Raw genomic sequence first — 24,824 nt, 5'->3', positions numbered from 1 at the left:
GGAATGCTGCCCTCACCCAGTTAGATGCGGGCCTGTGATCGTTCATCCCACACGAAGGGCCGCAGCCGGCAGCCCGACTAGGTGCGTCCGTGGCAGTGCTTGTACTTCTTGCCCGACCCGCACGGGCAAGGCGCGTTGCGCGGCGTGGCGGCCCAGGTGGTGGGGTCGTTCGGGTCCACCCGCTGGGCGGTCAGCGACTGGCGCACCGGCTGGGTGGCGGCGCCATAGGAGGATTGCGGGGCCGCATCCGCGTATTCCAGCTCTGCCATGCCGCTCGGGTCCGGGTGCCGCATATCCATCACCCGCACCGGTTCCGGCATCGGCGGCGGCGCGTCGGGGCGGATGTCGATGCGCATCAGCACGGTGGTGGTGCGCTCCCGCAGATCCTCCAGCATGCTGTTGAACAGGTTGAAGGCCTCGGACTTGTACTCGTTCAGCGGGTCCCGCTGGCCATAGGCGCGCAGGCCGATGCCCTGGCGCAGATGGTCCAGCGCGAGAAGATGTTCCTTCCACACCGCATCGAAGATCTGCAGCAGCAGGGATTTCTCGACCACCCGCATCAGGTCGGCGCCGATATTGGCGACGCGGGCGGCGTAGCTTTCCTCCGCCGCCTTGATCAGGCGCTCCCGCACCTGGGTCTCGTCGATACCTTCCTCGCGCGCCCAATCGGCCACCGGCAGGTCCAGGCCGAGGACGCTCAGCACCTTCTCCTGCAACCCGGCCAGGTCCCATTGCTCGGGATAGGCGTTTTCCGGGATGGCGGCGTCGATCAGCTTGCCGATCGTCTCCCGCCGCATTTCCGCGACCGTCTCCGCCACATCGGGCGCCAGCATGAAGGATCTGCGCTGGGCATAGACCTCCTTCCGCTGGTTGTTCATGACGTCGTCGTATTTCAGCAGGTTCTTGCGGGTGTCGAAGTTGCGCGCTTCGACCTTCTTCTGCGCCTTCTCCAGGGCCTTGTTGATCCAGGGGTGAACAATCGCCTCCCCTTCCTTCAGGCCGAGCTTCTGCAACATGCCGCCCATGCGTTCGCTGCCGAAGATCCGCATCAGATCGTCTTCCAGCGACAGGAAGAAGCGGCTGGCGCCCGGGTCACCCTGGCGGCCGGAGCGGCCACGCAGCTGGTTGTCGATGCGGCGGCTTTCATGCCGTTCCGTGCCGATCACCAGCAGGCCGCCGGCGGCCTTCACGGCGGGGCGGATCGCCTCGACCTCCGCCTTGTGGCGGGCCAGTGCAGCATCGTATTCCGGGCTGTCGCTGTTGCCGATCTCGGCGCGGGCCAGCATGTCCGCATTGCCGCCGAGCTGGATGTCCGTGCCGCGGCCGGCCATGTTGGTGGCGATGGTGACGGAGCCGGGGCGGCCGGCCTGCGCCACGATGCCGGCTTCCTGTTCGTGGAAGCGGGCGTTCAGCACCTGGTGCGGCACGCCCTTCTGCTTCAGCAGTTCGGAGATCAGCTCCGACTTCTCGATACTGGTGGTGCCGACCAGGGTGGGCTGGCCCTTCTGCCGCGCCTCGGCGATCAGGCTGGCCACCGCCTCGTACTTTTCGCGCGCGGATTTATAAACTTCGTCGTCCGAATCCTGGCGCGCCACCGGCACGTTGGTGGGGATTTCCACCACTTCCAGCTTGTAGATTTCCGCGAATTCATCGGCCTCGGTGGAGGCCGTGCCGGTCATGCCGGACAGCTTGGGATACAAACGAAAATAGTTCTGGAAGGTGATGGAGGCCAGCGTCTGGTTTTCGGGCTGGACCGTGACGCCTTCCTTGGCCTCCAGCGCCTGGTGCAGGCCTTCCGAATAGCGGCGGCCTTCCATCATGCGGCCGGTGAATTCGTCGATGATGACGACCTTGTCCTGCCGGACGATGTAGTCGACATCCTTGGTGAACAGCACATGCGCGCGCAGCGACTGGTTGGCGTGGTGCACCAGGGTGACATTGGCGCTGTCATACAGCGCGCCTTCCGTCAGCAGCCCGGCCTCGGTCAGCGCCGCCTCCAGCGCCTCCGTCCCCGCCTCGATCATGTGGACGGTCTTGAACTTCTCGTCCTTCTCGAAGATCGAGGTGTCCTTGACCAGCTCCTTCATCACCGCATCGACGCGTGAATACAGGTCGCTGCTGTCGTCGGACGGGCCGGAGATGATCAGCGGCGTGCGCGCCTCATCCACCAGGATGCTGTCCACCTCGTCGACGATGGCATAGGCGAAGTCGCGCTGGACCATTTCCTCCAGCCGGTACTTCATGTTGTCGCGCAGGTAGTCGAAGCCGAATTCGTTGTTGGTGCCGTAGGTGATGTCGCAGTGATAGGCGTCCCGGCGTTCCTCATCCGACTTGCCATGCACGATGGTGCCGGTGGTCAGGCCGAGGAAGCCGTACAGCTTGCCCATCCATTCCGCGTCGCGGGCGGCGAGGTAGTCGTTCACGGTTACGACATGAACGCCCTTGGCGGGCAGCGCGTTGAGGTACACCGGCAAGGTGGCGACCAGGGTCTTGCCTTCGCCGGTCTTCATCTCGGCGATGCGGCCATCATGCAGCACCATGCCGCCGATCATCTGCACGTCGAAATGCCGCATGCCGAGGATGCGCTTGGCCCCCTCCCGCACCGTGGCGAAGGCCTCGGGCAGGATGTCGTCCAGGGTGCGGCCGGTGGCGAGCTGGGCGCGGAATTCCGCCGTCCTGCCGCGCAGCGCCTCATCGGACAGCGCGGCCAGCGTGGGCTCCAGCGCATTGATCGCGGGTACCCGGCCCTGGAAGCGCTTCAGCGCCCGGTCGTTGGTGTTGCCGAATACGGCACGGACAAGACGTTGGAACATCTGCGAAAGCTGTCTCCGACCCGCACCGAGAATGCCAGCCGCGTTACGGGGATCGCGCCCGGGCGTCGGGGGCGCAAGGCCCAATTCGGGCTGGGGCGCGAGGCCGGAGAGATAGGCGCCCGGCCCTGCCGCGTCAACGCGAGCGGCCGGATTGCCCGCACGCCGCCTGCCCGCGCCTTGTGGCGCCCACCGGCATCGGCCATCTTCCGGGACCCATGATGAGAATCCCCCCGATGCGCCGCCCCGCCTCGCCTGCAAGCCTCTCGCTGCTTGCGACCCTGCTGATCTCGACGGCGCTCGCCACCGGCCCGGCCTTGGCCCAGGCACCCGCAACCCAGGCACCCGCAACCCAGCCCCCCGCAGCCCAGGCGCCCGCCGCCGCGGACCCCGTGGTGGCCCGGGTGGACGGCACCGAAATCCGCCTGTCCGAGCTGCAATCGGAGATGGAGCGCCTGCCGGCGGAGCTGCGCTCCATGCCGCAGCCCATGCTGATGCCGCTGCTGCTGGACCAGCTCATCACCCAGAGGGCGATCACCGCCGCCGCCCGCGCCCAGGGCCTGGCCAATGACCCCGAGGTGCAGGCCCGCCTGCGCCGGGCGGAGGAGGAGGCGCTGCAACAGGCCCTCATCACCCGCGCCGTGGCGCCGCGGATGACGGAAGCAGCGCTGCGCGCCCGCTACCAGCGCGACGTCGCCGGCCAACCGGCGGAGGAGGAGGTGCGCGCCCGCCACATCCTGGTGCCGACCGAGGCCGAGGCCCGCACAGCCCTGGCCGAGGCCCGCGCCGCCGGCGCCGATTTTGCCGAGGTGGCCCGCCGCCGCTCCACCGGCCCCGGGTCCCGCGAAGGCGGCGACCTCGGCTTCTTCAAGCGCGGCGACATGATCCCGGAATTCGCCACCGCCGCCTTCGCCATGCAGCCCGGCCAGATTTCCGAGGCCCCGGTGCGCACCCAGTTCGGCTGGCACGTCATCAAGGTGGAAGCCCGCCGCGCCGTGCCGCCGCCGCCCTTTGAGGAGGCACAGGAAGCGCTGCGCCAGCGCGCCTTCGAGGAAGCGGTGAATGCCGAGGTGGAACGCATCCGCGGTGCCGCGCGGGTCGAGCGCTTCGCCATGGATGGCAGCCCCCTGCCCGCCCCCGCCGCGCCGTCCCTGCTGGATGGCGCCGCGCCGCCCGCCGCCCCGCAACCTCGCCGCTGAGAAGACCCGCAAAGATGGCTGGCAAGGACCTTCCCGTCTCCCCCCTCGCGCTGCCGCTGCCGGCGATGCCGCCGGTGCCCGGCGTGCGCCTCGGCTCCGGCCGCGCCGGGATCCGCTACAAGGCACGCGAGGATGTGACGATGATGGTCTTCCCAGCGGGGACCACCGTGGCCGGCGTCTTTACCAAGAACAGATGCCCCGGCGCGCCGATTGACTGGTGCCGGGCCGCGCTGAAGGGCGGCAAGGCCCGCGCTTTGGTGGTCACCGCCGGCAATTCCAACGTCTTCACGGGCAAGGCGGGCCGCCAGACCTGTAGCGACACCGCCAAGGCGATGGCGGAACTGGCCGGCTGCAAGCCTGGCGAAGTGTTCCTCGCCTCCACCGGCGTGATCGGTGAGAAACTGCCGACGGAGAAGCTGGTCGCCGCCCTGCCGCCGCTGTTCGGCCAATTGAATGAGGATGGCTGGGCCGGTGCGGCCAGCGCCATCATGACCACCGACACCTTCCCGAAGGGCGCGACGCGCACGGCGCAGATCGGCGAGACCACGGTGACGGTCTCCGGCATCGCCAAGGGCAGCGGCATGATCGCGCCGGATATGGCGACCATGCTGTGCTTCCTGGCGACCGACGCCAAGGTGCCGGCCGCGGCGCTCCAGGCCATTCTCGCCAAGGGCACCCAGAAGTCCTTCAACTGCGTGACCGTGGATAGCGACACCTCCACCAGCGACACGGTGCTGCTGTTCGCCACCGGCAGCGCGAAGCATTCCCGGGTGCCGTCGGATGGCGGCAAGATGCTGAAGGATTTCGCCCGCGCGGTGCACGAGGTGCTAATGGACCTGGCCCTGATGGTCGCCCGCGATGGCGAGGGCGCCCAGAAGCTGATCCGCATCGACGTGACCGGCGCCGTCTCCGCCAAATCCGCGCATCGCATCGCGATGAGCATCGCCAATTCGCCGCTGGTGAAGACCGCGATTGCGGGTGAGGACGCCAATTGGGGCCGCATCGTCATGGCGGTGGGCAAGGCAGGCGAACCGGCGGATCGCGACCTGCTCTCCGTCGGCGTCGGCGGCACCTGGATGGCGCGGGAGGGCAGCGTGGTGCCGGGCTATGACGAGACGCCGGTGATCGCCCATATGAGGGGCCGCGAGGTAGAGATCACGGTGGATCTGGCGCTCGGCCGCGGCAAGGCGACGGCCTGGACCTGCGACCTGACGCATGGCTACATCGACATCAACGGGTCGTATCGCAGCTAGCCCACCCGCCGCCGGGGATGAAAGGCGATGCGCGGTGCACGGGTCCGCATCGCCGCCCGCCGGTCATGCGTCCAACGGCCGCGCCGCATTCTTTTGCAGTTCGTCAACCGCAGTGCCGATAAGATCAGCGAAGTGCTGGGCTTCGCCGGCCGCAGTCTGCCAGCGGGCCGCTTCCTGGGCGTGATCGCGCTGCCTGGCGGCACGCTCCATGGCCAGATACAGATTGCGCTGGTCCCGCTGCGTCCGATAGGCGATCCCCAACGCCTTCTCCAGCGATTCCGCCTGATGCGCCACCAGCGTCTTCGCGCCATAGGCATGGCCGACCTGGCACCGGAAGCGGGGCCAAGGCGTCTCGGCCACCACGTTGAGCACGCCGCCGCATTCGGGGCAGCCCAGCGCACTCGGGGCGCCGACGGTGATGATGTCTTTGCTCATGGCCGTGATCTCTTGCCGGGATATGCGAACCTCAAGCTGGAGTTCGCCTGGAATCTCAACCGATGGCCCGGCATCACTCTGGGCCAACCGCTGCAACAAGGCCGGCATCTCCGCTGACGGCAGGCAATGGTCTGCACCGGCCCGTTCGCGCGCGTTGCGCGGCATGTCAGGCCATTCGGCATCGAGCGGATCCTGCACCACGGTTATGCCGCCGCAGCGGTGAATGGCTGCAAGGCCCTCTGCCCCGTCATCCAGCATCCCGGTCAGCACCACCCCGACAACCTTGGAGCCGCAAGACACGGCGGCTGATCGAAACAGCGCGTCCACCGCGGGCCGGACCCGGTTCTCCTGCGGACCACGGCGCACCAGGATTCGGTCTCCACTGTCGTCGAACAGCAGATGATGATCCGGGGGAGCGACGCAGATCGTCCCTCGCTGAACCTGCTCTCCGTCCACGGCATGGTGCGCCTTCAGGGGCCCGGCTCTGCTCAATATGTCGGGAAGCATGCTCTGCCCGCCCGGTGGCACGTGCAGCACGACGAAAAGAGCTGCCGGCAGATCATTCGGCAGGCCGCGGCAGACAGTGCTGAGCGCACCTACACCGCCTGCCGACGCACCCAGTACGATGATGCCGTGGTTCACTTTGTGGGCCTCGCATTGGCGACCAGGTTGGGGACGGGGAGAGGTGGCAGACCATTCAGGGTTCTGCGCTGCCGCCCCTTTGTTCCGGGAGCATCGCGATGACCACCTGCAAGAACCGTGACCGGACCAAAAGGTTGCTCGGCACCCCGCACGGACGAAGCGGACCGCGACCATCCTGCCACACTGCGGCACGGATGCCGCAAAAGCCGGATCGGACCATGACGTGGCCGTCGTTCCAGCCCATACAGGCACTCGAACGGCTGGACATGTCTCCGGCGCTCGCCTGACACATTGGACCTGCGACTTCCCGCATGGCGATAACGACACCCATGGCGCCCGCAAAATCCCCGGACCTCTCTCGGGCGGTGCCCCCGTCCTTTGCGCCCCCGTCCTTTGCGCCCCAGTCCTTTGCGCCCCAGCCCTTTGCGCCCCTGTCCTTTGCGCCGTTGCGTACGGACCGCCTGACGCTGCGGCCGCTGCGGGCGGAGGATGCGGCCGAGCTGCACCGCCTGGTGAATGACTGGGAAGTGGCAAAGACCCTCGCCCGGGTGCCCTTCCCCTATCCGCGCGCGCTGGCGGATGAATGGATCGCCTCCACCCACGCCCAACTGGCCGAGGGCACCGCCTGGCACCTGGCCATCACCGGCCTGGAACCGGAACCGGCGGAGCGGGAGGTGCTGGTGGGCTGCGTCGGCCTGACCCGCCATGCCAGCAAGCGCGAGGCGGAGCTGGGCTACTGGATCGGCCGTCGCTATTGGGGCCACGGCGTTGGCCCCGAAGCCGCGGCACGGCTGGCAAGCTGGGCGCTGGCCAATCTGGAGCTGGACCGGCTGGTCGCCTCCGCGCTGACTGAGAACAGCCGCAGCCAGGCCGTGCTGAAGCGCATCGGCTTCCGGGAAACCGGCGAGGGCGTGCGTGATTTCCTGGCCCGCGGCGGCACCATGCCGGTAAAACTGTTCGAAATGACGCGCGCCGACCTGCCCGCCACCATCGCCGAAGCCGCGCCGGCGCCGGAAGGCGCTTCCCGCCACATCCTGCTGGTCGCCGCCTGCGCGCTGATCGATCCCGATGGCCGCGTGCTGCTGGCCCGCCGGCCGGAGGGCAAGCCGATGGCGGGGCTGTGGGAATTCCCCGGCGGCAAGGTCCATGCGGGGGAAACGCCGGAGGCCACGCTGATCCGCGAATTGCGGGAGGAGCTGGGGATCGACGTGGCGGAAAGCTGCCTCGCCCCCTTCACCTTCGCCAGCCACCCGCTCGGCGACCGGCATCTGGTGATGCCGCTGTACCTCTGCCGCCGCTGGGAAGGCCGGGTGCAGCCGCTGGAGGGCCAGGCGCTGGCCTGGGTGCGGCCCAACAAGCTGGCGGAGTATGCCATGCCGCCGGCAGACAAGCCGCTGGTCGCCATGCTGCGGGATTTCCTGTAGCCCGCGATCCGCTATGCTTTCCCCTGCCCCCTGGGACACTCGCCCGATGACCGTGCCAAACCCCACCGCCTGCCTGCTGGTGATCGGCAATGAGGTGCTGTCCGGCCGCACCAAGGATGCCAACATCAACTTCCTGGCCACCCGGCTGGGCGAAATAGGCATCCCGCTGCGCGAGGTCCGCATCATCCCCGATGTGCGGGAGACGATCATCGCCACGCTGAACGACGTGCGGGCGAGATTCGACCATGTCTTCACCACCGGCGGCATCGGCCCGACGCATGACGACATCACCAGCGACTGCGTCGCCGGCGCTTTCGGCGTGCCGTGGGAGCCGCACCCGGAGGCCTGGGCGCGGCTGGAGCGGCACTACAAGCCGGGCGATTTCAACCCCGCCCGCCAGCGTATGGCGACCATGCCGCGCGGCGCCCTGCTGATCGACAACGCCATCTCCATCGCGCCGGGCTTCACCATGGGCAATGTCCATGTACTGGCCGGGGTGCCGCGGATCATGCAGGCGATGTTCGAATCCCTCGCCCCCACCTTGGCCGGCGGCCCGCCCATCGCATCCCGCGCCGTGCATGCGGATGGGGTGATGGAAGGCCGCATCGCGGAAGGGCTGGCGGCGATCCAGGCGCGCTGGCCGCAGCTCGATATCGGCAGCTATCCCTACTACCGCATGGGTGGCGGCGGCGTCGCGCTGGTCGCCAAGGGCAATGATGCCGATGCGGTGGAGGAAGCCGCGCGGGCCATCACCGTGCTGCTGCGCGCCCTGGGCAGCCAACCGATCCAGGGTGAGCCCCCGGTCTAGGCTTTGTTGGATCGCGCGATTCAGACTTTCCTGCGATTCCGCCTCATGTCATCGCGCTCTGATTCCGGTGGCGGACAAACCATTGCGTGATGTCCGACTGCCCCCATCTGCCTTTGCACTCCCTGACACTCCACAGGGCGCGACGATACGGAGGCAACCTGCCGCCGCTGCGTCGAGATGCCGATAGGACCTGACCCTTGAACATCCAGACCCCTGCCCGCAGCCTCGGCGCCGACCAGCCAGGCACCTTCATCCGCCCGACGCGCGAGGAAGCCGAGGCCGCCGTCCGCACCCTGCTGCTCTGGGCCGGCGACGACCCGGCGCGGGAGGGGCTGGTGGACACCCCGGCCCGGGTGGCGCGCGCCTATGGCGAGTTCTTCTCGGGCTATGAAGTGGACCCGGTGGAGCTGCTGGCCCGGTCCTTCGAGGAGACGGACGGCTACGACGAAATGGTCGTGCTGCGCGACATCCGCCTGGAAAGCCATTGCGAGCACCATCTGGTGCCGATCATCGGCAAGGCGCACATCGCCTACATCCCGGATGGCCGCGTGGTCGGGATTTCCAAGCTCGCTCGCGTGCTGGAAGCCTATGCCAAGCGCCTGCAGATCCAGGAAAAGCTGACCGCCCAGGTGGCGAACACCATCGAGCAGGTGTTGAAGCCCAAGGGCGTGGCCGTGGTGATCGAGGCGCAGCACCAGTGCATGACCACCCGCGGCATCCACAAGCCGGGCGTGTCCATGGTGACCAGCCGGATGCTCGGCGCCTTCCGCGACGATGCCTCCACGCGGCGGGAATTCATGGCGATGCTCGGCGCGCCGCGCGCCAACGCGGAGGCCTGAGCGGCACTTTATACCAACGGCCCTTTTGCGTGACCGCTCCAGGGCCCCTCGAACGCCGGGCGGAAACCTCCGGTTTCCTTGGCTTCGCCGCATAAGCGGCGGGTCGCTTTCGCGGCCTTGGACCGGTCAGCAGACCGGTCCGCTGGCTCCAGCTCCACGAGTACGACCTGCACCCGTCGAAGGCGGGTGAGTGGCCGAATGGCCGCCGCGGCCTAGCAGCCAGAGGCGCCGGCGCCTCAGGCGGAAAACGCTTCCGCCTCCACCTCGAAGACGAAGCGCGGGTCGGCCAGGCCCGCCACGATCAGCAGGGTGCTGCAGGGCGCGATCGGCCCCAGCACGGCATCCCGCTGCGCCCGCCAGGCCGGGATCAACGCGCGGTCGGTCAGGAACACGCCCATCTTGACGATATGCTCCGGCGCCATGCCATGGGCCGCCAGGATGGCGCGCAGATTGGCCAGCGCCTGGGCGACCTGCGCCGCGCCGCCCGCGGCGACGGTGCCATCGGGCGCCACGCCGATCTGGCCGGAGATCACAAGCCGGCGGCCGGGGCCTTCGACCAGCGCGGCATGGACATAGCGGGCGCCGGGGGTGTGGACGGCGGGCGGGTTCGTGAAGGTCAGGGTCATGTGCGGGGCTGTGCTCCGGGCAGGTCTTCGCGTTCGACCGGCACCGCGGCCGGCGCGGTGGGTGTGAGGCCCTCGGCCAGCCAGGCGCGCAGGGTGCTGCGGAGTTGGAATTCGAACTCCACGTTCATCTCCTCCATCGCCTGGCGCACCACATCCTCGGCCGCCTGGCGGCGCGTGGCGGGGGTGGCGCCATCGGCCACGGTCTGCAGCCGCTGCACCTGCGCCTCGACGAAGGCCACGCGCGTTTCGCCGGTCAGGATCTCCACCCGGCAGGCCAGCTCGCAGGCCAGGCGCTCCCCCGGCTCACCGCCGAACATCCCGCCGAGGCCGCCGCGGGCCGGCAGAGGCTGGCGGATGAAGCGAGCATTGGTGATGACGAAGCGGGCGCGGCCCTCCGTGCCGATCGGCACCAGCCGCTGTTCCGCCATCCGCCGCAATTCCACATCCGGGCGCATCGGTGCCGGCTCGATCACCTGGATCGCGCCGGGCACCGGTTCTCCGATCTGGATCTCCAGCACATTCAGCCGCAGCGGGGTCAGGTGGCGGTAGCCGGTGACCAGCGGGCGCAGCGGTGGCAAGGGCTGCTCCGTGGTGGCGCAGGCGGCGGCCAGCAGCGGCAGGGCCTTCAGCAGGTGGCGGCGTTTCGGCATGGCGACGTTCCCTTGCAGCCCGCATCCCGGGTAGTGCAGCGCGGGCCGCCGGTCCAGCGGCATCACGCCCGCCCAGCCTTGCCATCCACCTCGGCGCGCTCGAAGCGGAAATCCACGGCGCAGAATTCGCAGGTCATGGTGATGGCGCCCGATTCGGCCATGTGGTCCAGATCCTCCGGCCCGAAATTCTCCAGCACCGCGGCCAGCCGGGCGCGGGAGCAGCGGCAGCCATAGGACAGGGCGCGGGGCCGGTCGGTCGCCAGACCCTCGGCATGGAACAGGCGGTGCAGCAGGCGTTCGCCTGGCAGTTCGTCATCCAGCATCTCCTCGGCCTTCAGCGTGCCGATCAGGGCCCGGGCGGTGCGCCAGGCATCGTCCTGTTCCTCCTGGTCCAGCTCCCCGATGCCGCCCTGGCCGGCGACACGTTCGATCACCAGGGCGCTGGCGCGCCAGCCGGCAAGGCTGCGGCCGCAGGCCAGGCGGACTTCCGTCTGCAACTGCTCGGAGGTCTGGAAATAGGTGTCGGTCATCTCCGCCAGGGTCTCGCCCTCGATGGCGACGATGCCCTGGTAGCGTTCCATGTCGTCACCCTGGTCGCAGGTGAACGCGAAGTAGCCCTGGCCAAGAAGCTGGGCGGCGGTGGGCTGCGGATGCGTCACCAGCAGCGCCTCCAGCCTTTCCGGATCCGCTTTGGCATAGCCGCGCAGCGCGCCGGCATCCGTGCAATCGGCCAGCAGCATAGAAACCGGGCCGTCGCCCTTGGCCTGCAGGCTGAAGGAACCCTTGAATTTCAGCGCCGTGGCCAGCGCCGCGGTCAGCGCCAGCGCCTCCCCCATCAGCCGCAGCACGGCGGGGTGCTGGGAATGCCGGCCGATCAGCGCATCCGCCAGCGGGCCGAGCTTCACCAGCCGGCCGCGCACCGGGCGCTGGTCCAGGTGGAAGGGCAGCACGCCGCGCGGCACCACGAGGTCCGGCACCGGCGGGCGGTCATGGTTGAGGAAGGCGGGGGTGGCGGAGGGCAGGGTCGGATCGGTCACGGGCGAAACCATGCATGGGCGCAGCCCCGCGGCCAGTGAAAAATGGCGGGGGGCGGTGCGCGTCAGGGCTGCCGGGGCTCCGGCAACCGGGGGAGGCCAAACAAAACAAGCCGGGCACGCCATGCGGCGCTGCCCGGCCATGAGTGGCACAGATAGGTAGCCAGGGCGCCTCCGACCACCTCTCGGAGGTCGGCGGGCGTCAGCCGCCGAACAGCCGCTGGATCAGGCTGCGCTGCTGCGGCTGCGCCACCGGCGTCACACCCTCCGTCGTATCCCGCCCCAGGGCGGCATTCTCGCGCAGGCGCTGGGCTTCGCGCTGCGGGTCCACCGCCACACCGGGCGGGGTGGCATCGCCGCGCCAGAACATCAGGCGGTCCGCCACGCTGCGATCGGGGCGATCGAGCCGCAGGCTCTCGGCATCGACACGGGCGCGGATATTGTCATCCACCGGCTGGCCGGCCTGGGCCAGCAGCGCGCGTTCGGCGCCCGAGGGGGCGGCGGCCTGCGCCGGAACACCGCCGAGGATGGCGGCCGCCGGCAGCCGCTGATCCTGCGGCCGGGGTGTGCCGGGCGTCGGTACCGGCAATTCGGCCAGCCGCGGCGGCACGGAGAGCGGCGCGCGGGTGGTCACCTGGAATTCATCCGGCGGGTCCCGGGTGAAGCCGAGGGAGCGGGCGGTATCGCCGCCGCAGCCCGCGAGCACCGCGAGGAGAGGCAGGCCGAGGAGGAGGGTGCGAAGCTGGGTCATGGCGTGGAACCCTTAGCCGTGGGTGAAGGCCGGAACAAGGCATCGCCGATCAGTGCGACCACGCCGAGCACAATGGCGGCGTCCGCGGGGTTGAACACATACCAATGCCAGCCCCAGGCGTGGGCATCGAAGAAATCCGCCACCGCGCCGAAGCGGAAACGGTCGATCACATTGCCGACCGCGCCGCCGACCACGGCGCCGAGGGCCAGCGCCGTCAGCCGGTTCTCGGCGCGGGCCATCCAGCGCAGCAGGAAGCCGGCAATGGCCAGCGCCAGCAGGCCGAGCGCGGCCTGCGACCAGGGGCTGTCACCGGCCAGCATCCCGAAGGTGACACCGCGGTTCCAGACCATGGTCAGGTCGAAGCCGAAGGGGCCGAAGCCCACCAGTGGGATATGGCCGACGATCGGCAGGTTCAGCACGAACAGCATGTAGTGCTTCGTCGCCTGGTCGAGGACGAGCACCCCAAGCGCGAGGGCAAGGCCGATGCGCATCATGGGGTTCAAGCGACCACCGACTCGCAGCGGCGACACAGCATCGGGTGAGCGAGCGAGCGCCCGACCTCCGGCAGCACGCGCCAGCAGCGGTCGCATTTGTGCCCCTCGGCCACCGTCACCACCGCATCCGGCGTCTCGGCCGCCGTCACGCGGGCCTGGGAGACGATCAGCACCTCTGCCCATTGCTCCGCAGTCAGCACATTGGCCGGGTCCTCGGCCGGCAAGGCGAGGGTGGCGCTGGCCTGGAGGGAAGCGCCGATGGTGCCGGCGCGGCGCAGGTCCTCGATGGCGCCAGTCACGGTACGGCGGAAGCCGCGCACGGCGGACCACTTCTCTGCCAGCGCTTCATCCCGCCATTCCGCCGGGATCGTGGGCCAGTCGCGCAAATGGATGCTGTCCGTCTCATCCGGGAAGCGGGCGAGCCAGCTTTCCTCCGCCGTCGCCACCAGCACCGGCGCCAGCCAGGCGGTCAGGCAGCGATGCAACTGGTCGATCACCGTGCGCGCGGCACGCCGGCGCAGGCTTTCGGGCGCGTCGCAGTAGAGCGAATCCTTGCGGACATCGAAGTAGAAGGCCGAAAGGTCCGTCGCGCAGAAGCCGTGGATGTCGGGGTACACGCCGGTCCAGTCGTGGTCCTTCACGGCCTGGCGCAGGCGCGCGTCGAGTTCCGAAAGGCGGTGCAGCACCCAGCGCTCCAGCTCCGGCAGTTCCGCGTGGGGCACGATCTCGCTTGCGTCGAAGCGATCGAGGTTGCCGAGCAGCCAGCGCAGCGTGTTGCGGATGCGGCGGTACAGCTCGCTCTGCTGTTTCAGGATTTCCTTGCCGATCCGCTGGTCCTCGGTGACATCGGTGTTCATCACCCACAGCCGCAGCAGGTCGGCGCCGTGATCCTTCACCACATCCTGCGGCGCGACCACATTGCCGAGCGACTTCGACATCTTGCGCCCCTGCTCATCGAGCACGAAGCCATGCGTCAGGATCGCCTTGAACGGCGCGACGCCGCGCGAGCCGACCGATTCCAGCAGCGAGGAATGGAACCAGCCGCGATGCTGGTCCGAGCCTTCCAGGTACAGATCGGCCGGGAACGGCAGCCCGCGCTCCGGCGTCAGGACGAAGGCGTGGGTGGAGCCGGATTCGAACCAGACATCGACGATGTCCATCACCTGCTCATAGGCCGCCGCGTCGCGGCCTTCGCCCAGGAAGCGTTGCGCGGCGCCTGGCTGGTACCAGGCATCGGCACCCTCAACTCGGAAAGCTTCGATGATGCGCTCCATCAGCGCCGGGTCGCGCAACGGCTCGCCGGTGGCTTTCTCGACGAAGACCGGGATCGGCACGCCCCAGGCGCGCTGGCGGCTGATGCACCAATCGGGGCGGACGGAGACCATGCCGCCGATGCGGTTGCGGCCGATATCCGGGACGAAATGCGTGTCGGCAATTGCCTGCATCGCCTTGGTGCGAATCTCGTTCGCGTCATCCATGGCAATGAACCACTGCGGCGTGGCGCGGAAGATCACCGGCTTCTTGGACCGCCAGCTATGCGGGTAGCTGTGCGTCAGCTTGGACTTTGCAACCAGCGTGCCCTGCGCGATGCAGGCGGCATAGACCGCGTCATGCGCCTTGAAGACATGCTGCCCGGTGAAGCCCGGCGCGTGCTGCGTGAATGTGCCATCGTCGCCCACCGTCTCCGGCACCGGCAGCCCGTTCGCCTTGCCGAGCACAAAATCGTCCTCGCCATGGCCGGGCGCGATATGGACGAAGCCGGTGCCGGCCTCGGTGGTGACGAAATCGCCGGGTAGCAGCGGCACGTCGAAATCATAGCCGCCGGGGGCGCCGTCCCAGCCGGCCAGCGGATGCGCGGCGATGGCGCCTTCCAGCTCCGCGCCCTTCAGCAGGCGCTTGATGCTGTGCGCGCCGAGGCCGGCATCCTTCTCGAATTGCGGCAGCAGCGGCAGGGCAACGAGCAAAAACTCGCCCTGCACCAGGGCGCTGCCCTCGGCCACGCCCTCCACATGCACCAGCGCGTAGTCGATCTCCGGCCCATAGGCGACGGCGCGGTTGCCGGGAATGGTCCAGGGCGTGGTGGTCCAGATTACCACCGAGGCGCCAACAAGGTCCGGCGCCGCCGCGGTCTTCACGCGAAAACGCGCCCAGAGCGTCGGCGAGACATGGTCGTGGTATTCGATCTCCGCCTCGGCCAGCGCGGTCTTTTCCACCGGGCTCCACATCACCGGACGCAGGCCGCGATACAGCGATCCGTTCATCAGGAACTTGCCGATCTCCCCGGCAATGGCGGCCTCGGAGGCGAAGTCCATCGTCGCATAGCGCCCGGCCCAGTCGCCGAGCACGCCCAGGCGCTTGAACTCCTCGCTCTGCACGCCGAGCCAATGGGTCGCGTAGTCCCGGCATTCGGCCCGAAAGTCCAGGATCGGCACCGCGTCCTTGTCGCGACCCTTGGCGCGGTATTGTTCCTCGATCTTCCACTCGATCGGCAGGCCGTGGCAGTCCCAGCCCGGCACATAGTCCGCATCGAAGCCGGACATCTGCGCGGCGCGGTTGATCACGTCCTTCAGGATCTTGTTCAGCGCGTGGCCGATATGCAGGTTGCCGTTCGCATAGGGGGGGCCGTCATGCAGGATGAAGGTGGGCTTGCCCGCGCTTTGCGCCCGCAGCCTGTCCCGCAGCCCCATCGCCTCCCACCGCGCCAGCCAGGCGGGCTCGCGCTTCGGCAGGTCGCCGCGCATGGGGAAGTCGGTCTTCGGCAGGAAGACGGTGCCGCGATAGTCGCGCGCAGGGTCGGTCGGGGCGTCGTTCATGGGGTGCGGTCTCAATTGGCCTGCGAGGTGGCCGGAAGGGGCGTGCGCGGAAAACCCGGCCTTATGGGGCCGGGCGGATAATTCGGAGGCCGGACATCCCGCGGAACATGACGCTTATATGCGGATGCAGGCCGGTTTGGGTCAAGGACGCGCCCCTCATCCCCCCAACCCCAGCGCCGCATGCAGCCCCCAGGTCACCGCGACCCCGGCCAGGATGGCAGCGCCGATGTTGCGGACGGCGATCTGCACCGCCACCACCACCACCGCCCCAACCCAGGCGGGCGCGCCGCCAGCCAGCAGCGGCGGGGTGACATAGGCCACGAACAGGCACCCCGGCAGGTGGCGCAGCAGCGCCTGCACGAAGGGCGGCGGCCGCACCGCGCGCAGCACGGCATAGCCCCCGGCCCGGCTGGCATAGGTCACCAGCGCCATGCCGATGATCGCCAGCAGGACATCGAACCTTACCTCCACCTTGCTATGCCAATGCCTGAAAATGCTGGCGCATTTTCTGGCCCCTCATACGGCGGGCGCGCGCTCCGCGCGCTTGCCTTCGCGGCATAAGCCGCGGCGGCCATCCGGCCGCTCGGCCGGCGCCTTGCGCCGGCCGCAGATTTTCCCCATCCCTCATACGGCGGGCGCGCGCTCCGCGCGCTTGCCTTCGCGGCATAAGCCGCGGCGGCCATCCGGCCGCTCGGCCGGCGCCTTGCGCCGGCCGCCGATTGTTTGCGCGGGGCATCCTCACCGCTTCCACCCCGGCGCCCCCCGCCCACGCAGCTCGATCCAGGCGCCCAGCCCGGCCCCGGCGAAGGTGCCGAGCAGCAGCGGCAGCGGGACCGGCCAGCCGGCCCGATGCGCCGCCAGCGCCACCAGCCCGGCCACCAGCCAGGGCAGCGCATCCACCCGCACGCCGCGCCACAGCGGCACCAGGATGGACAGGAAGGCGGCGATGGCGGCGAAGAACAGCGGATGCCCGGGCGGCACCTGCAACAGCCCGCCGCCCAGATGCCCGGCCAGCACCGTCACCACCCAGGACACCCAGATGCCAAGCCCGTTGCCGAGCAGGTAGCCGGCATCGCGTCCCCCTGCCCGCTGTTCCGCGATGGCCATGGCGAAGGAATGGTCCACCAGGGTGGCCAGGCTGCCCCACAGCCGCCAGCCGCGCAGCCGGTCCAGCCAGGGCGCCAGCGCCGCGCCCATCGGCGCCATGCGCAGGTTCACCACCAGCGCCGCGACGGTCGCCGCCAGGATCGGCGCCGGATCGGCCCACAGCTCCAGCGCCACGAGTTGGGCGGAGCCGGCGAAGACCAGGCTCGTCATCAGCGCCGTCTCGGCGAAGGACAGACCCTTGGCGGCGGAAAGCACGCCGATCACCACGCCGAAGGGCAGCATGCCGACCCAAAGCGGCAGGCTCGCCACGGCACCGCGCCCCACCCCGGCGCGGGTGAAGACAACGCGGCCGGCCTGGCCCGGACCCGGGGGCATCGCCACGCCCTCAGCCCCGCTTGAAGGACAACAGGCGGTCCTCGGCCTCGCCCGGGTCCATCCGCAGCGCATCCTCCGCCGTGCCACGCCCGAAGCCGGCGCGGGCCAGCGTCGCCAGCGCCTTCAGCCGCGCCTCCGGCGGGGCCTCCGGGTCGCCGAAAGGGCCGATGCGGCGACGGCGGCACAGGGCGAGGGCAGCGTCCATCTCCGCCGCCTCGCCTTCCGGCAGGGCGGCGGCGGCCGTTTCGGCATCCACGCCCTTCTGCGCCAGATGCGCCAGCGCGGCGCGGCGGGACCGGCCGGTCCGCAGCAGGCGGCGGGCGCGGCTTGCGGCGAAGGCGGCATCATCCACCGTGCCGCTGGCGGCCATCTGGCGCGCCACCGCGGCGGCGGCCTGTTTCGCGGCGGCGACCAGCGGGGCCAAATCCTGCATCCCGAAGGCCTCCGCCGCGCGCGCCCAGCGATCCACCCGGCGGGCCAGCACGCGGCGCAGCCCGACCTCGGTTGTCGCGTAACGAGCCAGATGCGCCACGGCCGCCTCCCGCAGCCGCGCCTCGCCGGGCGGTGGGCCGGGCGGGCGGGGCGGCGCATTCGGGTCGCGGGCGGTCCGGCCAGCGGGTCGGGCAAGAGGCCGGGGATGCTGTCTCATCACCCCCCATCCTGGCACGCCGGCCGCGCCGCTGGCGACTGGCTGCGGCACCGCAGCAACCTTTCCGGGTGTAACGGCGTTGAGGGATCAGGCACGGAGCGCCCCGGCGCACCCCGTCAGCCAAAGGAGACAACCCCATGCTGAACAGCAAGACCTTCCTGTCCGTTTCGACCGCGGCCGCCATCGTTGTTGCCCCGATGCTCGCCTTCGGCCAGACCTCCCCCGCCCAGAATGACGCGCGCGGTGGCATCACGGCCCAGGCCCCGCGGGACGGCACCCCAGGCAACCCGCCATCGACCGCGACGCAGCGCGCCGTGGATGGCGTAACCGGCAACCGCACCGCTCCGGACGGCACCGGCAACAACCCGCCGGGCACTGCGGCCGGGCGCGCGCTCGACCGCGCCACGACGGGTACGACCGGCACGACCGCGACCGGCACAACCGCGACCGGCACAACCGCAACCGGCACCACCGGGACCGGCACCACCGGGACCGGCACAACCGCGACCGGCACGATGGGCACCCGCGCGACCGGCACCACCGCGACCGGCACCACCGCGACCGGCGCGACCATGCCGACCCTGTCCGTTGACAGCATGAGCCTGCGTCAAAGCCGCCGGGCCAGCGAGATCATCGGCTCCAACATCTACAACGAGGAAAACAACAGCATCGGTGAGGTCGACGACCTGATCGTGCCGCAGGGCGGCGCCGCACCTGTCGCCGTGATCTCGGTGGGTGGCTTCCTTGGCATTGGCGCCAAGCTGGTCGCCGTTCCGTATGAGCGCCTGACCCATGACAGCGAGCGCAACCGCTGGGTGCTTCGCGGCGCCACCAAGGAAAGCCTCGAGAGCCTGCCGACCTTCTCCTACGACAATTCCGCACGTCGCGGCTGAACTGCTGAACCAAGGAAAACGCCCGAGATGAAAAAGTCCCTGTTCGTGATGGCAGCGCTTCTGCCGATCGTGGCCTGCACCAACAACGCGCCGCGCGACGGGGTGGCGGGCAACCCGCCCTCCACCGCCACGCAGCGCGCCTATGACAGCGCCACCGGCAGCCCGCGCACCAGCCCGGACGGCACCGGCAACAATCCGACCGGCACGGCGGCGGAGCGTGCGCTGGATCGCGCGGCGGGAACCAACACCTCGGGCGCCTTCCCGCGCCAGTCGGATGGTCGCCCGGGCAACCCGCCCGGCACGGCGGTGGAGCGGGCCTATGATCGCACCACCGGGTCCAACACCTCTGGCGCCTACCCGTCCAACAGCGGCGGCGTCCGGCAGTAATCTGCCACTTGCGTGACTGAGGAAGCGGCCGGGCCTGTCCCGGCCGCTTTTGCGTCGGGGCTAGCGCTCAGGGTGCCGGGTCCAGCAGCGCCGGGCCGACATAATCGCCCTTCACCACCACCACCTTGTCCACCGCGCGATAGAACAGATTGGCCGGCGGCACCGCAGCCACCAGCAGCGCGCCCGGAATGCGCACCGTCAGCGGCGCCTTCTGCACATTCATGCGGCGCGTCCAGGTGCCCGGCTCACCGAGGAACAGATACAGGTAGCGGCCGCGATCCGCCGGCGAGAAGGTGGCCGGGTCCCAGACGCTGGCATCCCGGATGAACTTCCAGAAATCGAGTTGCCAGCCGGTGGGCGCCGAGAGCCTGATCCGGGCATTCGGCTGCTCCGGCCCGCCCGGCAACTTCGCCTCCGTCAGTTGCTTCGGTGTGGCCTTGCTGAAATGCCAGGCCTCCCCGGCCTCGATCGCGTCCCGCTCCGCCGCCGATGCCGGCGTCACCAGCAGCAATCCCATCCTCGAACCCTCCCGCGGTTCGGCGCATCCTAGCGGCCGGCAGGGCGGCGAGGTGGGTTGGCGAAACCGGCTGAAACAGGGCGGCGGCACCCCCCAACGGCGTGCTTTGACCGCCCGCCCGAAATCGTGCAATTTCCTGCGCTTCCGCGCTCGCCTTGGCGAATGGCGCCTGGCCGCGCGGCGTGACGGAGGATGGATCGCGTGATCCCCGCCCTGATGCCGACCTACAACCGTGCCGACCTCGCCTTTGAGCGGGGCGATGGCGCCTGGCTGTGGACCGTGGACGGGCGACGATTCCTCGATTTCGGCGCGGGCATCGCGACCAGCAGCATCGGCCATGGCCACCCGCACCTGACGAAGGTGATCGCGGAGCAGGCGGCCAAGGTGATGCACGTCTCGAACCTGTACCGCGTGCCGCAGGCCGAGGAACTGGCCGCGCGCCATGTCGCGGCATCCTTCGCCGACAGTGTCTTCTTCTGCAATTCAGGCGCCGAGGCGAATGAGGGCATGGTGAAGGCCGTCCGCAAATATCATGCGGAGACCGGCCACCCCGAGCGCTTCCACATGATCTGCTTCGAGGGTGCTTTCCACGGCCGCACGCTGGCCATGCTGTCCGCCACCGGCAACGAGAAATACCTGGCCGGCTTCGGCCCGCCGGTGCAGGGCTTCGACCATGTCCCCTTCGGCAACATGAATGCGGTGCGCGACGCCATCGGCCCGCACACGGCCGGCATCATGATCGAGCCGGTGCAGGGCGAGGGCGGCGTGCGTCCGGCCGATCTGCGCTTCCTGCGCGAACTCCGCGCCGTCTGCGACGAATTCGGGCTGCTGCTCGCCCTCGATGAAGTCCAGACCGGCATGGGTCGCTCCGGCAAGCTGTGGGCGCATCAATGGGCCGGGATCGAGCCGGATGTGATGTCCTCCGCCAAGGGCATCGGCGGCGGCTTCCCGCTGGGTGCGATCCTGGCGAAGGAGAAGGTGGCCAAGTACCTCAAGCCCGGCACGCATGGCACCACCTATGGCGGCGGCCCGCTGGCCTGCGCCGCCGGCAATGCGGTGCTGGACGTGATGCTGGCGCCCGGTTTCCTCGACCAGGTCGATGGCGTGGCGCGCCTGCTGTGGCGCGGGCTACTGGAGCTGGCCGAGAAGCACCCGAAGGTGATCGAGGGTGTGCAGGGTGCCGGGCTGCTGCTCGGCATGAAGCTGCGGCCGGAGATCGTGAACAGCGAGATGCAGGCCGCCGCCGTGGCCGAAGGCCTGCTGACGGTGGCGGCCGGCATGAACGTGCTGCGGCTCGCCCCGCCGCTGATCATCACGGAGGCCGAGGTGGCGGAGGCGCTGCGCCTGCTCGACCGCACCTGCCTGCGGATGACACCGAGCGCGGCCCCAGGGACAATACAGGTCGCCGCCAAGTGAGCGTGGCGTTCAAGAGCGTGGCGGGAGGGGGCAGCCCCTCCCCGCGGCATTTTCTCGAACTGATGGACCTGGATGCGGCGACGTTGCGCCGCATGCTGGATCTCGGCGTGCAGGCCAAGCGCGGGCAGGTGCCGGGCAAGCCGCTGGCCGGCAAATCCGTGGCGCTGATCTTCGAGAAACCCTCCACCCGCACCCGCGTCAGCTTCGAGGTCGGCATCCGGCAGTTGGGTGGCGATGCCATCGTGCTGTCCTCCAAGGACATGCAGCTTGGCCGTGGCGAGACGCCGGCGGATACCGCCCGCGTGCTGTCCCGCTATGTCGATGCCATCATGCTGCGCACCGACAACGTGGCAAAAATCCGGGAGCTGGCGGAACACGCCACCATCCCGGTGATCAACGGGCTGACCGATGTCTCGCATCCCTGCCAGTTGATGGCGGACATCATGACCTTCGAGGAACATCGCGGCCCGATCGCCGGCCAGGTGGTGGCCTGGACCGGCGATGGCAACAATGTCGCGCAATCCTTCATCCAGGCCGCCGCCCGCTTTGGCTTCACCCTGCGCCTGGCCACCCCGCCCGAACTGGCGCCGCCGGCCGAGCTGATCGCCTGGGCGCGGGCGGAAGGCGCGAAGATCGAGCTGACCACGGACCCGCAGGCGGCGGTCGCCGGCGCGCGCTGCGTGGTGACGGATACCTGGGTCTCGATGTCCGATGAGACGGCGCAGGAAAAGCTGAACCGGCACAATCTGCTGGCCCCCTACCAGGTGAACGAGGCGCTGCTGAAGCAGGCCGCGCCGGATGCCATCGTCATGCATTGCCTGCCGGCGCACCGGGGCGAAGAAATCACCGATGCGGTGATGGATGGCCCGCAGAGCGTGGTGTTCGACGAGGCGGAAAACCGCCTGCATGCCCAGAAGGGCGTGCTGATCTGGGCGCTGGGGCAGGGCTGAGTCCTGCCCCCGAGCGAGAGGCGCTTTGCCAATCGCCCCGACAGGCCCATGTAGGGGCGCATGAAAGCCCTCACCCGCCGCGCGGCCTTGCAGGCCGCCGCCCTCGCCGCAGCTGCGGGCACCGTGCCCGATGTGCTGGCCCAGACCTCCAACCCAATTTCTGGCACTCCGCCCATGGCCGCCCTGGCGGATCGCCCCTTGTTCGGTGCCACGCTGCGCACCCTGCCGAACGGGCTGCGCGTGGCGCATGTGGACCAGCGCCGCGCGCCGGTGGTGGCGCATTACGCCTATGTCGCGGCCGGTGGCGCGGAAGACCCGCCGGGCCTGTCCGGCATCGCGCACTACCTGGAACACATGCTGTTCAAGGGCAGCGCGAACGTCGCCTCCGGCGAATTCTCCCGTCGCGTGGCGCGGGAAGGCGGCAATGACAACGCCTATACCTCCCGCGACGTCACCGCCTATTTCCAGCATGTCGAGGCCGGCCGGCTCGACCTGGTGGCGATGATGGAGGCAGACCGCTTCGCCAGCGCGCTGATCCCGGCCTCCGAAATGGAGTCGGAGCGCCTGGTGATCCTGGAGGAGCGCGCCCAGCGCACCGGCTCCTCCCCCCGCGCGCTGTTCTTCGAGGAATTCGCCGCCGCCATGTGGGGCCGCCAGCATTGGCACGGCCGCCCCATCATCGGCTGGGAGGAGGAAATCCGCGCCATCCGGCATGAGGACCTGATGGCCTTCTTCCGCGCCCGCTACGCGCCGGGCAATGCCGTGCTGGTGGTGGCCGGTGCGGTGGGCGGCGACAGGTTCTGGGACGAGGTCACGGAACGCTGGGGCGCCGTGCCCGCCGGCCCCGCCGTGCCGCGCGACCGTGCGCCGCCGCCTTCCGAAATCCCCAACCCCCGCCTGGTGAAGAACGACCCGCGGCTGCGCGGGGAGGCGACTTTCGTGCGGTCCTGGCAGGCCCCGTCGCTGACCGCCGGCGAAACCCGGCACGCGGACCCGCTGGAGGTGCTGCGCCATCTGCTCGGCGGCGGCCAGGGCTCGCGCCTGTACCGGGCGCTGGTTGATAGCGGCCTCGCGGTGGGCGTTTGGGCTGGCTACAGCGGCGACACCGCAAGCTGGTCCGATTTCGACATCGCCGTGACCCCAAGGCGGGACGTGCCACCCGGGCGGGTGGAGGAAGTCGCCATGGCCGAGGTGAAGCGCCTGCTGGATGAAGGCGGGCCGACCGAGGCAGAGGTGGCGCGCAGCATCCGGCAGATGTCGGCTGGCGCGCTGCTGGCGCTGGATGGGCTGGGTGCGGCACCGCGGATGATCGGCAGCGCGCTTTCGGTCGGCCTGCCGATCGAGACGGTGGAATTCTGGCCGCGCCGGCTGCGCGCGGTGACGCGGGACCAGGTGGCGGAAGCGGCCGTCGCCGTGCTCGGCCGAGCCCCCTCGGCGAGTGGTTGGCTGCTGCCTGAAGGGGTCTCGGCCCCGGCGGAGGTCCGGCTGTGAGCGGGAATTTCCAGGTCGCGATTCAGCGCGTCAGCGCCCCCGGCGGACAGACCGCCTGGCTGATTGAGGATCATACCGTCCCGGTCGTCTCCCTCGCCTGGGGCTGGGGCGGCGGGGCCGCGCTGGATGCGCCGGAACATGGCGGCGCGCTCGCCATGGGCGCGGCACTGCTGACGGAAGGCGCGGGCGATCTCGATGCGCTCGCCTTCGCCGATGCGTTGCGCGATTCCGCCATCGGGCTCGGCTTTGGCGCCCAGCGGGATGGCTTCGAAGGTTCGCTGCGCGCCCTGGTGCCGGCGCTGCCGGAAGCGGTGCGCCTGGCCAATCTGGCGATGCGCTCGCCCCGGCTGGAGGAAAGCGCCATCGCCCGCGTGCGCGCCCGCGCCCTGGCCGGCGCCCGGGCAGCGCTCGAAACCCCGCGCGGCCAGGTCGGCCGCGCCTTCTGGGCCGCAGCCTATCCGGACCACCCCGCGGGCCGGCCGGCCTCCGGCACGGTGGAGACGCTGACCGACCTGCCGGAACAGGCAATCCGCGATGCGCTGGCCCGCCAGCTGCGCGCGGGCGGCGTGCTGGTGGCGGCCAGCGGCGCCATCACCGCGGCGCAACTGGCGGAGATCCTGCCGCAGCTTTTCGCCGGCCTGCCGGAGGCGGCGCCCCCCGAAGCGCCGCCGCTGCCCGCATTCCGCCACTTCCCGACGCTCGTGGTGCCGGTGCCGGCGCCGCAATCGGCCATCCAGTTCGGTCAGCCCGGGCTGCCGGTGACCGACCCGGATTGGGAAGCCTTCCAGGTGGTGCTCCGCATCCTGGCCGGCGGCGGCTTCTCCTCGCGTTTGATGGAGGCGGTGCGGGTGCAGCGCGGCCTGACCTATGGCATCGGCGGTGGGCTGGACACGCTGTTCGGCCAGGGCGTGGTGGTGGGTTCCTCCGCCACCGACAATGCCAGGGTGGCGGAGACGCTGGAGGTGACGCGCGCGGAATGGGCGCGCATGGCAGCCGGTGGCCCGACCCAGGCGGAGCTGGAGGATGCGGTGGCGTTCCTCACGGGCAACCTGCCGCTGCAATTCACCGATACGCGGCGCATCGCCGGCACGCTGCTGGCGATGCAGCGCAATGGCCGGCCGATCGACTGGCTGGAGGGCCGCAACGCCCGGCTGCGGGCGCTGACGCGGGACGGCACCGCGCAGGTGGCGGCGCGGCTGCTGCGGCCGGATGGGCTGGCAGTAGCGGTGGCGGGGCAGCCGGCGGGGCTGTAGCGGCGCCG

General features: G+C 69.9%; 23 protein-coding genes. 11 read left to right on the top strand and 12 right to left on the bottom strand.

From position 1 onward, the window contains the following. Positions 1-77: 77 nt before the first annotated feature. Positions 78-2,813, bottom strand: coding sequence for a preprotein translocase subunit SecA (gene secA / locus ACFHNC_RS16035; protein WP_437170236.1), 2,736 nt, complete (start codon positions 2,811-2,813; stop codon positions 78-80). Between the two features lie 233 nt (positions 2,814-3,046). Here secA and ACFHNC_RS16030 point away from each other — a divergent pair, with 233 nt between their 5' ends. Beyond that, entirely contained in the window at positions 3,047-4,009 is a 963-nt protein-coding gene (locus tag ACFHNC_RS16030) for a peptidylprolyl isomerase (protein WP_437170235.1), read from the top strand. A gap of 14 nt (positions 4,010-4,023) precedes the next feature. Continuing rightward, positions 4,024-5,262, top strand: a complete 1,239-nt coding sequence (gene argJ / locus ACFHNC_RS16025) for a bifunctional glutamate N-acetyltransferase/amino-acid acetyltransferase ArgJ (protein WP_437170234.1) — start codon at positions 4,024-4,026, stop codon at positions 5,260-5,262. Positions 5,263-5,325: 63 nt separating this feature from the next. Here argJ and ACFHNC_RS16020 read toward each other — a convergent pair whose 3' ends face one another. Further along, positions 5,326-6,339: a chemotaxis protein CheB gene (locus ACFHNC_RS16020; protein WP_437170233.1), complete on the bottom strand. Its 1,014-nt coding sequence runs from the start codon at positions 6,337-6,339 to the stop codon at positions 5,326-5,328. Between the two features lie 446 nt (positions 6,340-6,785). Here ACFHNC_RS16020 and ACFHNC_RS16015 point away from each other — a divergent pair, with 446 nt between their 5' ends. From ACFHNC_RS16015 to folE, 3 genes are all read left to right on the top strand, one after another. Next, on the top strand, positions 6,786-7,763 hold the full coding sequence (locus ACFHNC_RS16015; RefSeq protein WP_437170232.1) for a bifunctional GNAT family N-acetyltransferase/(deoxy)nucleoside triphosphate pyrophosphohydrolase: 978 nt from the start codon (positions 6,786-6,788) through the stop codon (positions 7,761-7,763). 46 nt (positions 7,764-7,809) lie between these two features. Beyond that, positions 7,810-8,571 carry a competence/damage-inducible protein A gene (locus tag ACFHNC_RS16010; RefSeq protein WP_437170231.1) on the top strand — a complete coding sequence of 254 codons (762 nt, stop codon included), beginning with the start codon at positions 7,810-7,812 and terminating at the stop codon, positions 8,569-8,571. Positions 8,572-8,768: 197 nt separating this feature from the next. After that, positions 8,769-9,410 carry a GTP cyclohydrolase I FolE gene (folE, locus tag ACFHNC_RS16005; protein WP_437170230.1) on the top strand — a complete coding sequence of 214 codons (642 nt, stop codon included), beginning with the start codon at positions 8,769-8,771 and terminating at the stop codon, positions 9,408-9,410. A 236-nt stretch (positions 9,411-9,646) separates the two neighbouring features. Here the strand turns inward: folE and ACFHNC_RS16000 are convergent, their stop codons facing one another. From ACFHNC_RS16000 to ACFHNC_RS15960, 9 genes are all read right to left on the bottom strand, one after another. Next, positions 9,647-10,036, bottom strand: coding sequence for a RidA family protein (locus tag ACFHNC_RS16000; RefSeq protein ID WP_437170229.1), 390 nt, complete (start codon positions 10,034-10,036; stop codon positions 9,647-9,649). After that, the gene (locus tag ACFHNC_RS15995) at positions 10,033-10,686 is read right to left on the bottom strand and encodes a hypothetical protein (protein WP_437170228.1); all 654 of its coding nucleotides are present in this window, start codon (positions 10,684-10,686) and stop codon (positions 10,033-10,035) included. The genes ACFHNC_RS16000 and ACFHNC_RS15995 overlap by 4 nt, the downstream gene beginning before the upstream one ends. Positions 10,687-10,748: 62 nt before the next feature. Then, a complete protein-coding gene (locus ACFHNC_RS15990; RefSeq protein WP_437170227.1) occupies positions 10,749-11,735 on the bottom strand; it encodes an Hsp33 family molecular chaperone HslO in 987 nt (328 codons plus the stop codon). Between the two features lie 187 nt (positions 11,736-11,922). Then, positions 11,923-12,471 (bottom strand): DUF3035 domain-containing protein, encoded by a 549-nt coding sequence (locus ACFHNC_RS15985; RefSeq protein ID WP_437170226.1) that lies wholly within the window; start codon positions 12,469-12,471, stop codon positions 11,923-11,925. Then, entirely contained in the window at positions 12,468-12,965 is a 498-nt protein-coding gene (gene lspA, locus ACFHNC_RS15980; protein WP_437170299.1) for a signal peptidase II, read from the bottom strand. The genes ACFHNC_RS15985 and lspA overlap by 4 nt, the downstream gene beginning before the upstream one ends. A 5-nt stretch (positions 12,966-12,970) precedes the next feature. Continuing rightward, on the bottom strand, positions 12,971-15,778 hold the full coding sequence (gene ileS / locus ACFHNC_RS15975; protein WP_437170225.1) for an isoleucine--tRNA ligase: 2,808 nt from the start codon (positions 15,776-15,778) through the stop codon (positions 12,971-12,973). Between the two features lie 156 nt (positions 15,779-15,934). Further along, positions 15,935-16,249 carry an AzlD family protein gene (locus ACFHNC_RS15970; RefSeq protein ID WP_437170224.1) on the bottom strand — a complete coding sequence of 105 codons (315 nt, stop codon included), beginning with the start codon at positions 16,247-16,249 and terminating at the stop codon, positions 15,935-15,937. 267 nt (positions 16,250-16,516) lie between these two features. Continuing rightward, positions 16,517-17,260 carry an AzlC family ABC transporter permease gene (locus ACFHNC_RS15965; protein WP_437170223.1) on the bottom strand — a complete coding sequence of 248 codons (744 nt, stop codon included), beginning with the start codon at positions 17,258-17,260 and terminating at the stop codon, positions 16,517-16,519. Between the two features lie 10 nt (positions 17,261-17,270). Beyond that, positions 17,271-17,909, bottom strand: a complete 639-nt coding sequence (locus tag ACFHNC_RS15960) for a RecX family transcriptional regulator (RefSeq protein WP_437170222.1) — start codon at positions 17,907-17,909, stop codon at positions 17,271-17,273. Positions 17,910-18,046: 137 nt separating this feature from the next. Between ACFHNC_RS15960 and ACFHNC_RS15955 the strand changes: the two genes are divergently transcribed. Together ACFHNC_RS15955 and ACFHNC_RS15950 are read left to right on the top strand one after the other, a co-directional pair. Then, positions 18,047-18,802 carry a PRC-barrel domain-containing protein gene (locus ACFHNC_RS15955; protein ID WP_437170221.1) on the top strand — a complete coding sequence of 252 codons (756 nt, stop codon included), beginning with the start codon at positions 18,047-18,049 and terminating at the stop codon, positions 18,800-18,802. Between the two features lie 27 nt (positions 18,803-18,829). Continuing rightward, positions 18,830-19,189 (top strand): hypothetical protein, encoded by a 360-nt coding sequence (locus ACFHNC_RS15950; protein ID WP_437170220.1) that lies wholly within the window; start codon positions 18,830-18,832, stop codon positions 19,187-19,189. A gap of 67 nt (positions 19,190-19,256) precedes the next feature. Here ACFHNC_RS15950 and ACFHNC_RS15945 read toward each other — a convergent pair whose 3' ends face one another. Next, positions 19,257-19,706, bottom strand: a complete 450-nt coding sequence (locus ACFHNC_RS15945; RefSeq protein ID WP_437170219.1) for a hypothetical protein — start codon at positions 19,704-19,706, stop codon at positions 19,257-19,259. Between the two features lie 201 nt (positions 19,707-19,907). On the opposite strand from ACFHNC_RS15945, the gene ACFHNC_RS15940 reads away from it, so the two are divergent. From ACFHNC_RS15940 to ACFHNC_RS15925, 4 genes are read left to right on the top strand one after another with little or no spacing between them, the layout of a single operon-like run. Further along, a complete protein-coding gene (locus tag ACFHNC_RS15940; protein ID WP_437170218.1) occupies positions 19,908-21,122 on the top strand; it encodes an aspartate aminotransferase family protein in 1,215 nt (404 codons plus the stop codon). After that, the gene (gene argF / locus ACFHNC_RS15935; protein ID WP_437170217.1) at positions 21,119-22,072 is read left to right on the top strand and encodes an ornithine carbamoyltransferase; all 954 of its coding nucleotides are present in this window, start codon (positions 21,119-21,121) and stop codon (positions 22,070-22,072) included. The genes ACFHNC_RS15940 and argF overlap by 4 nt, the downstream gene beginning before the upstream one ends. 60 nt (positions 22,073-22,132) lie before the next feature. Continuing rightward, the gene (locus tag ACFHNC_RS15930; RefSeq protein WP_437170216.1) at positions 22,133-23,563 is read left to right on the top strand and encodes a M16 family metallopeptidase; all 1,431 of its coding nucleotides are present in this window, start codon (positions 22,133-22,135) and stop codon (positions 23,561-23,563) included. Next, positions 23,560-24,816: a M16 family metallopeptidase gene (locus ACFHNC_RS15925; protein ID WP_437170215.1), complete on the top strand. Its 1,257-nt coding sequence runs from the start codon at positions 23,560-23,562 to the stop codon at positions 24,814-24,816. The genes ACFHNC_RS15930 and ACFHNC_RS15925 overlap by 4 nt, the downstream gene beginning before the upstream one ends. Positions 24,817-24,824: the final 8 nt, after the last annotated feature.

Source organism: Falsiroseomonas sp. E2-1-a4 (assembly GCF_051433165.1).
Lineage (GTDB): Bacteria > Pseudomonadota > Alphaproteobacteria > Acetobacterales > Acetobacteraceae > Falsiroseomonas.
Note: the sequence above shows the minus strand (reverse complement) of the source record. Positions and strands in the feature narration are given on the sequence as shown.

Excerpts from the sequence above, each read along its gene's own strand:
- ACFHNC_RS15995 (WP_437170228.1), bottom strand. The coding sequence starts at position 10,686 with ATGCCGAAACGCCGCCACCTGCTGAAGGCCCTGCCGCTGCTGGCCGCC.
- ACFHNC_RS15965 (WP_437170223.1), bottom strand. The coding sequence starts at position 17,260 with ATGCCCCCGGGTCCGGGCCAGGCCGGCCGCGTTGTCTTCACCCGCGCC.
- lspA (WP_437170299.1), bottom strand. The coding sequence starts at position 12,965 with ATGATGCGCATCGGCCTTGCCCTCGCGCTTGGGGTGCTCGTCCTCGAC.
- ACFHNC_RS16010 (WP_437170231.1), top strand. The coding sequence starts at position 7,810 with ATGACCGTGCCAAACCCCACCGCCTGCCTGCTGGTGATCGGCAATGAG.
- ileS (WP_437170225.1), bottom strand. The coding sequence starts at position 15,778 with ATGAACGACGCCCCGACCGACCCTGCGCGCGACTATCGCGGCACCGTC.
- ACFHNC_RS15955 (WP_437170221.1), top strand. The coding sequence starts at position 18,047 with ATGCTGAACAGCAAGACCTTCCTGTCCGTTTCGACCGCGGCCGCCATC.
- ACFHNC_RS16030 (WP_437170235.1), top strand. The coding sequence starts at position 3,047 with ATGCGCCGCCCCGCCTCGCCTGCAAGCCTCTCGCTGCTTGCGACCCTG.
- ACFHNC_RS15960 (WP_437170222.1), bottom strand. The coding sequence starts at position 17,909 with ATGAGACAGCATCCCCGGCCTCTTGCCCGACCCGCTGGCCGGACCGCC.
- ACFHNC_RS16000 (WP_437170229.1), bottom strand. The coding sequence starts at position 10,036 with ATGACCCTGACCTTCACGAACCCGCCCGCCGTCCACACCCCCGGCGCC.
- ACFHNC_RS15950 (WP_437170220.1), top strand. The coding sequence starts at position 18,830 with ATGAAAAAGTCCCTGTTCGTGATGGCAGCGCTTCTGCCGATCGTGGCC.
- ACFHNC_RS15985 (WP_437170226.1), bottom strand. The coding sequence starts at position 12,471 with ATGACCCAGCTTCGCACCCTCCTCCTCGGCCTGCCTCTCCTCGCGGTG.
- secA (WP_437170236.1), bottom strand. The coding sequence starts at position 2,813 with ATGTTCCAACGTCTTGTCCGTGCCGTATTCGGCAACACCAACGACCGG.
- ACFHNC_RS15930 (WP_437170216.1), top strand. The coding sequence starts at position 22,133 with ATGAAAGCCCTCACCCGCCGCGCGGCCTTGCAGGCCGCCGCCCTCGCC.
- ACFHNC_RS15990 (WP_437170227.1), bottom strand. The coding sequence starts at position 11,735 with ATGGTTTCGCCCGTGACCGATCCGACCCTGCCCTCCGCCACCCCCGCC.
- ACFHNC_RS15945 (WP_437170219.1), bottom strand. The coding sequence starts at position 19,706 with ATGGGATTGCTGCTGGTGACGCCGGCATCGGCGGCGGAGCGGGACGCG.
- argJ (WP_437170234.1), top strand. The coding sequence starts at position 4,024 with ATGGCTGGCAAGGACCTTCCCGTCTCCCCCCTCGCGCTGCCGCTGCCG.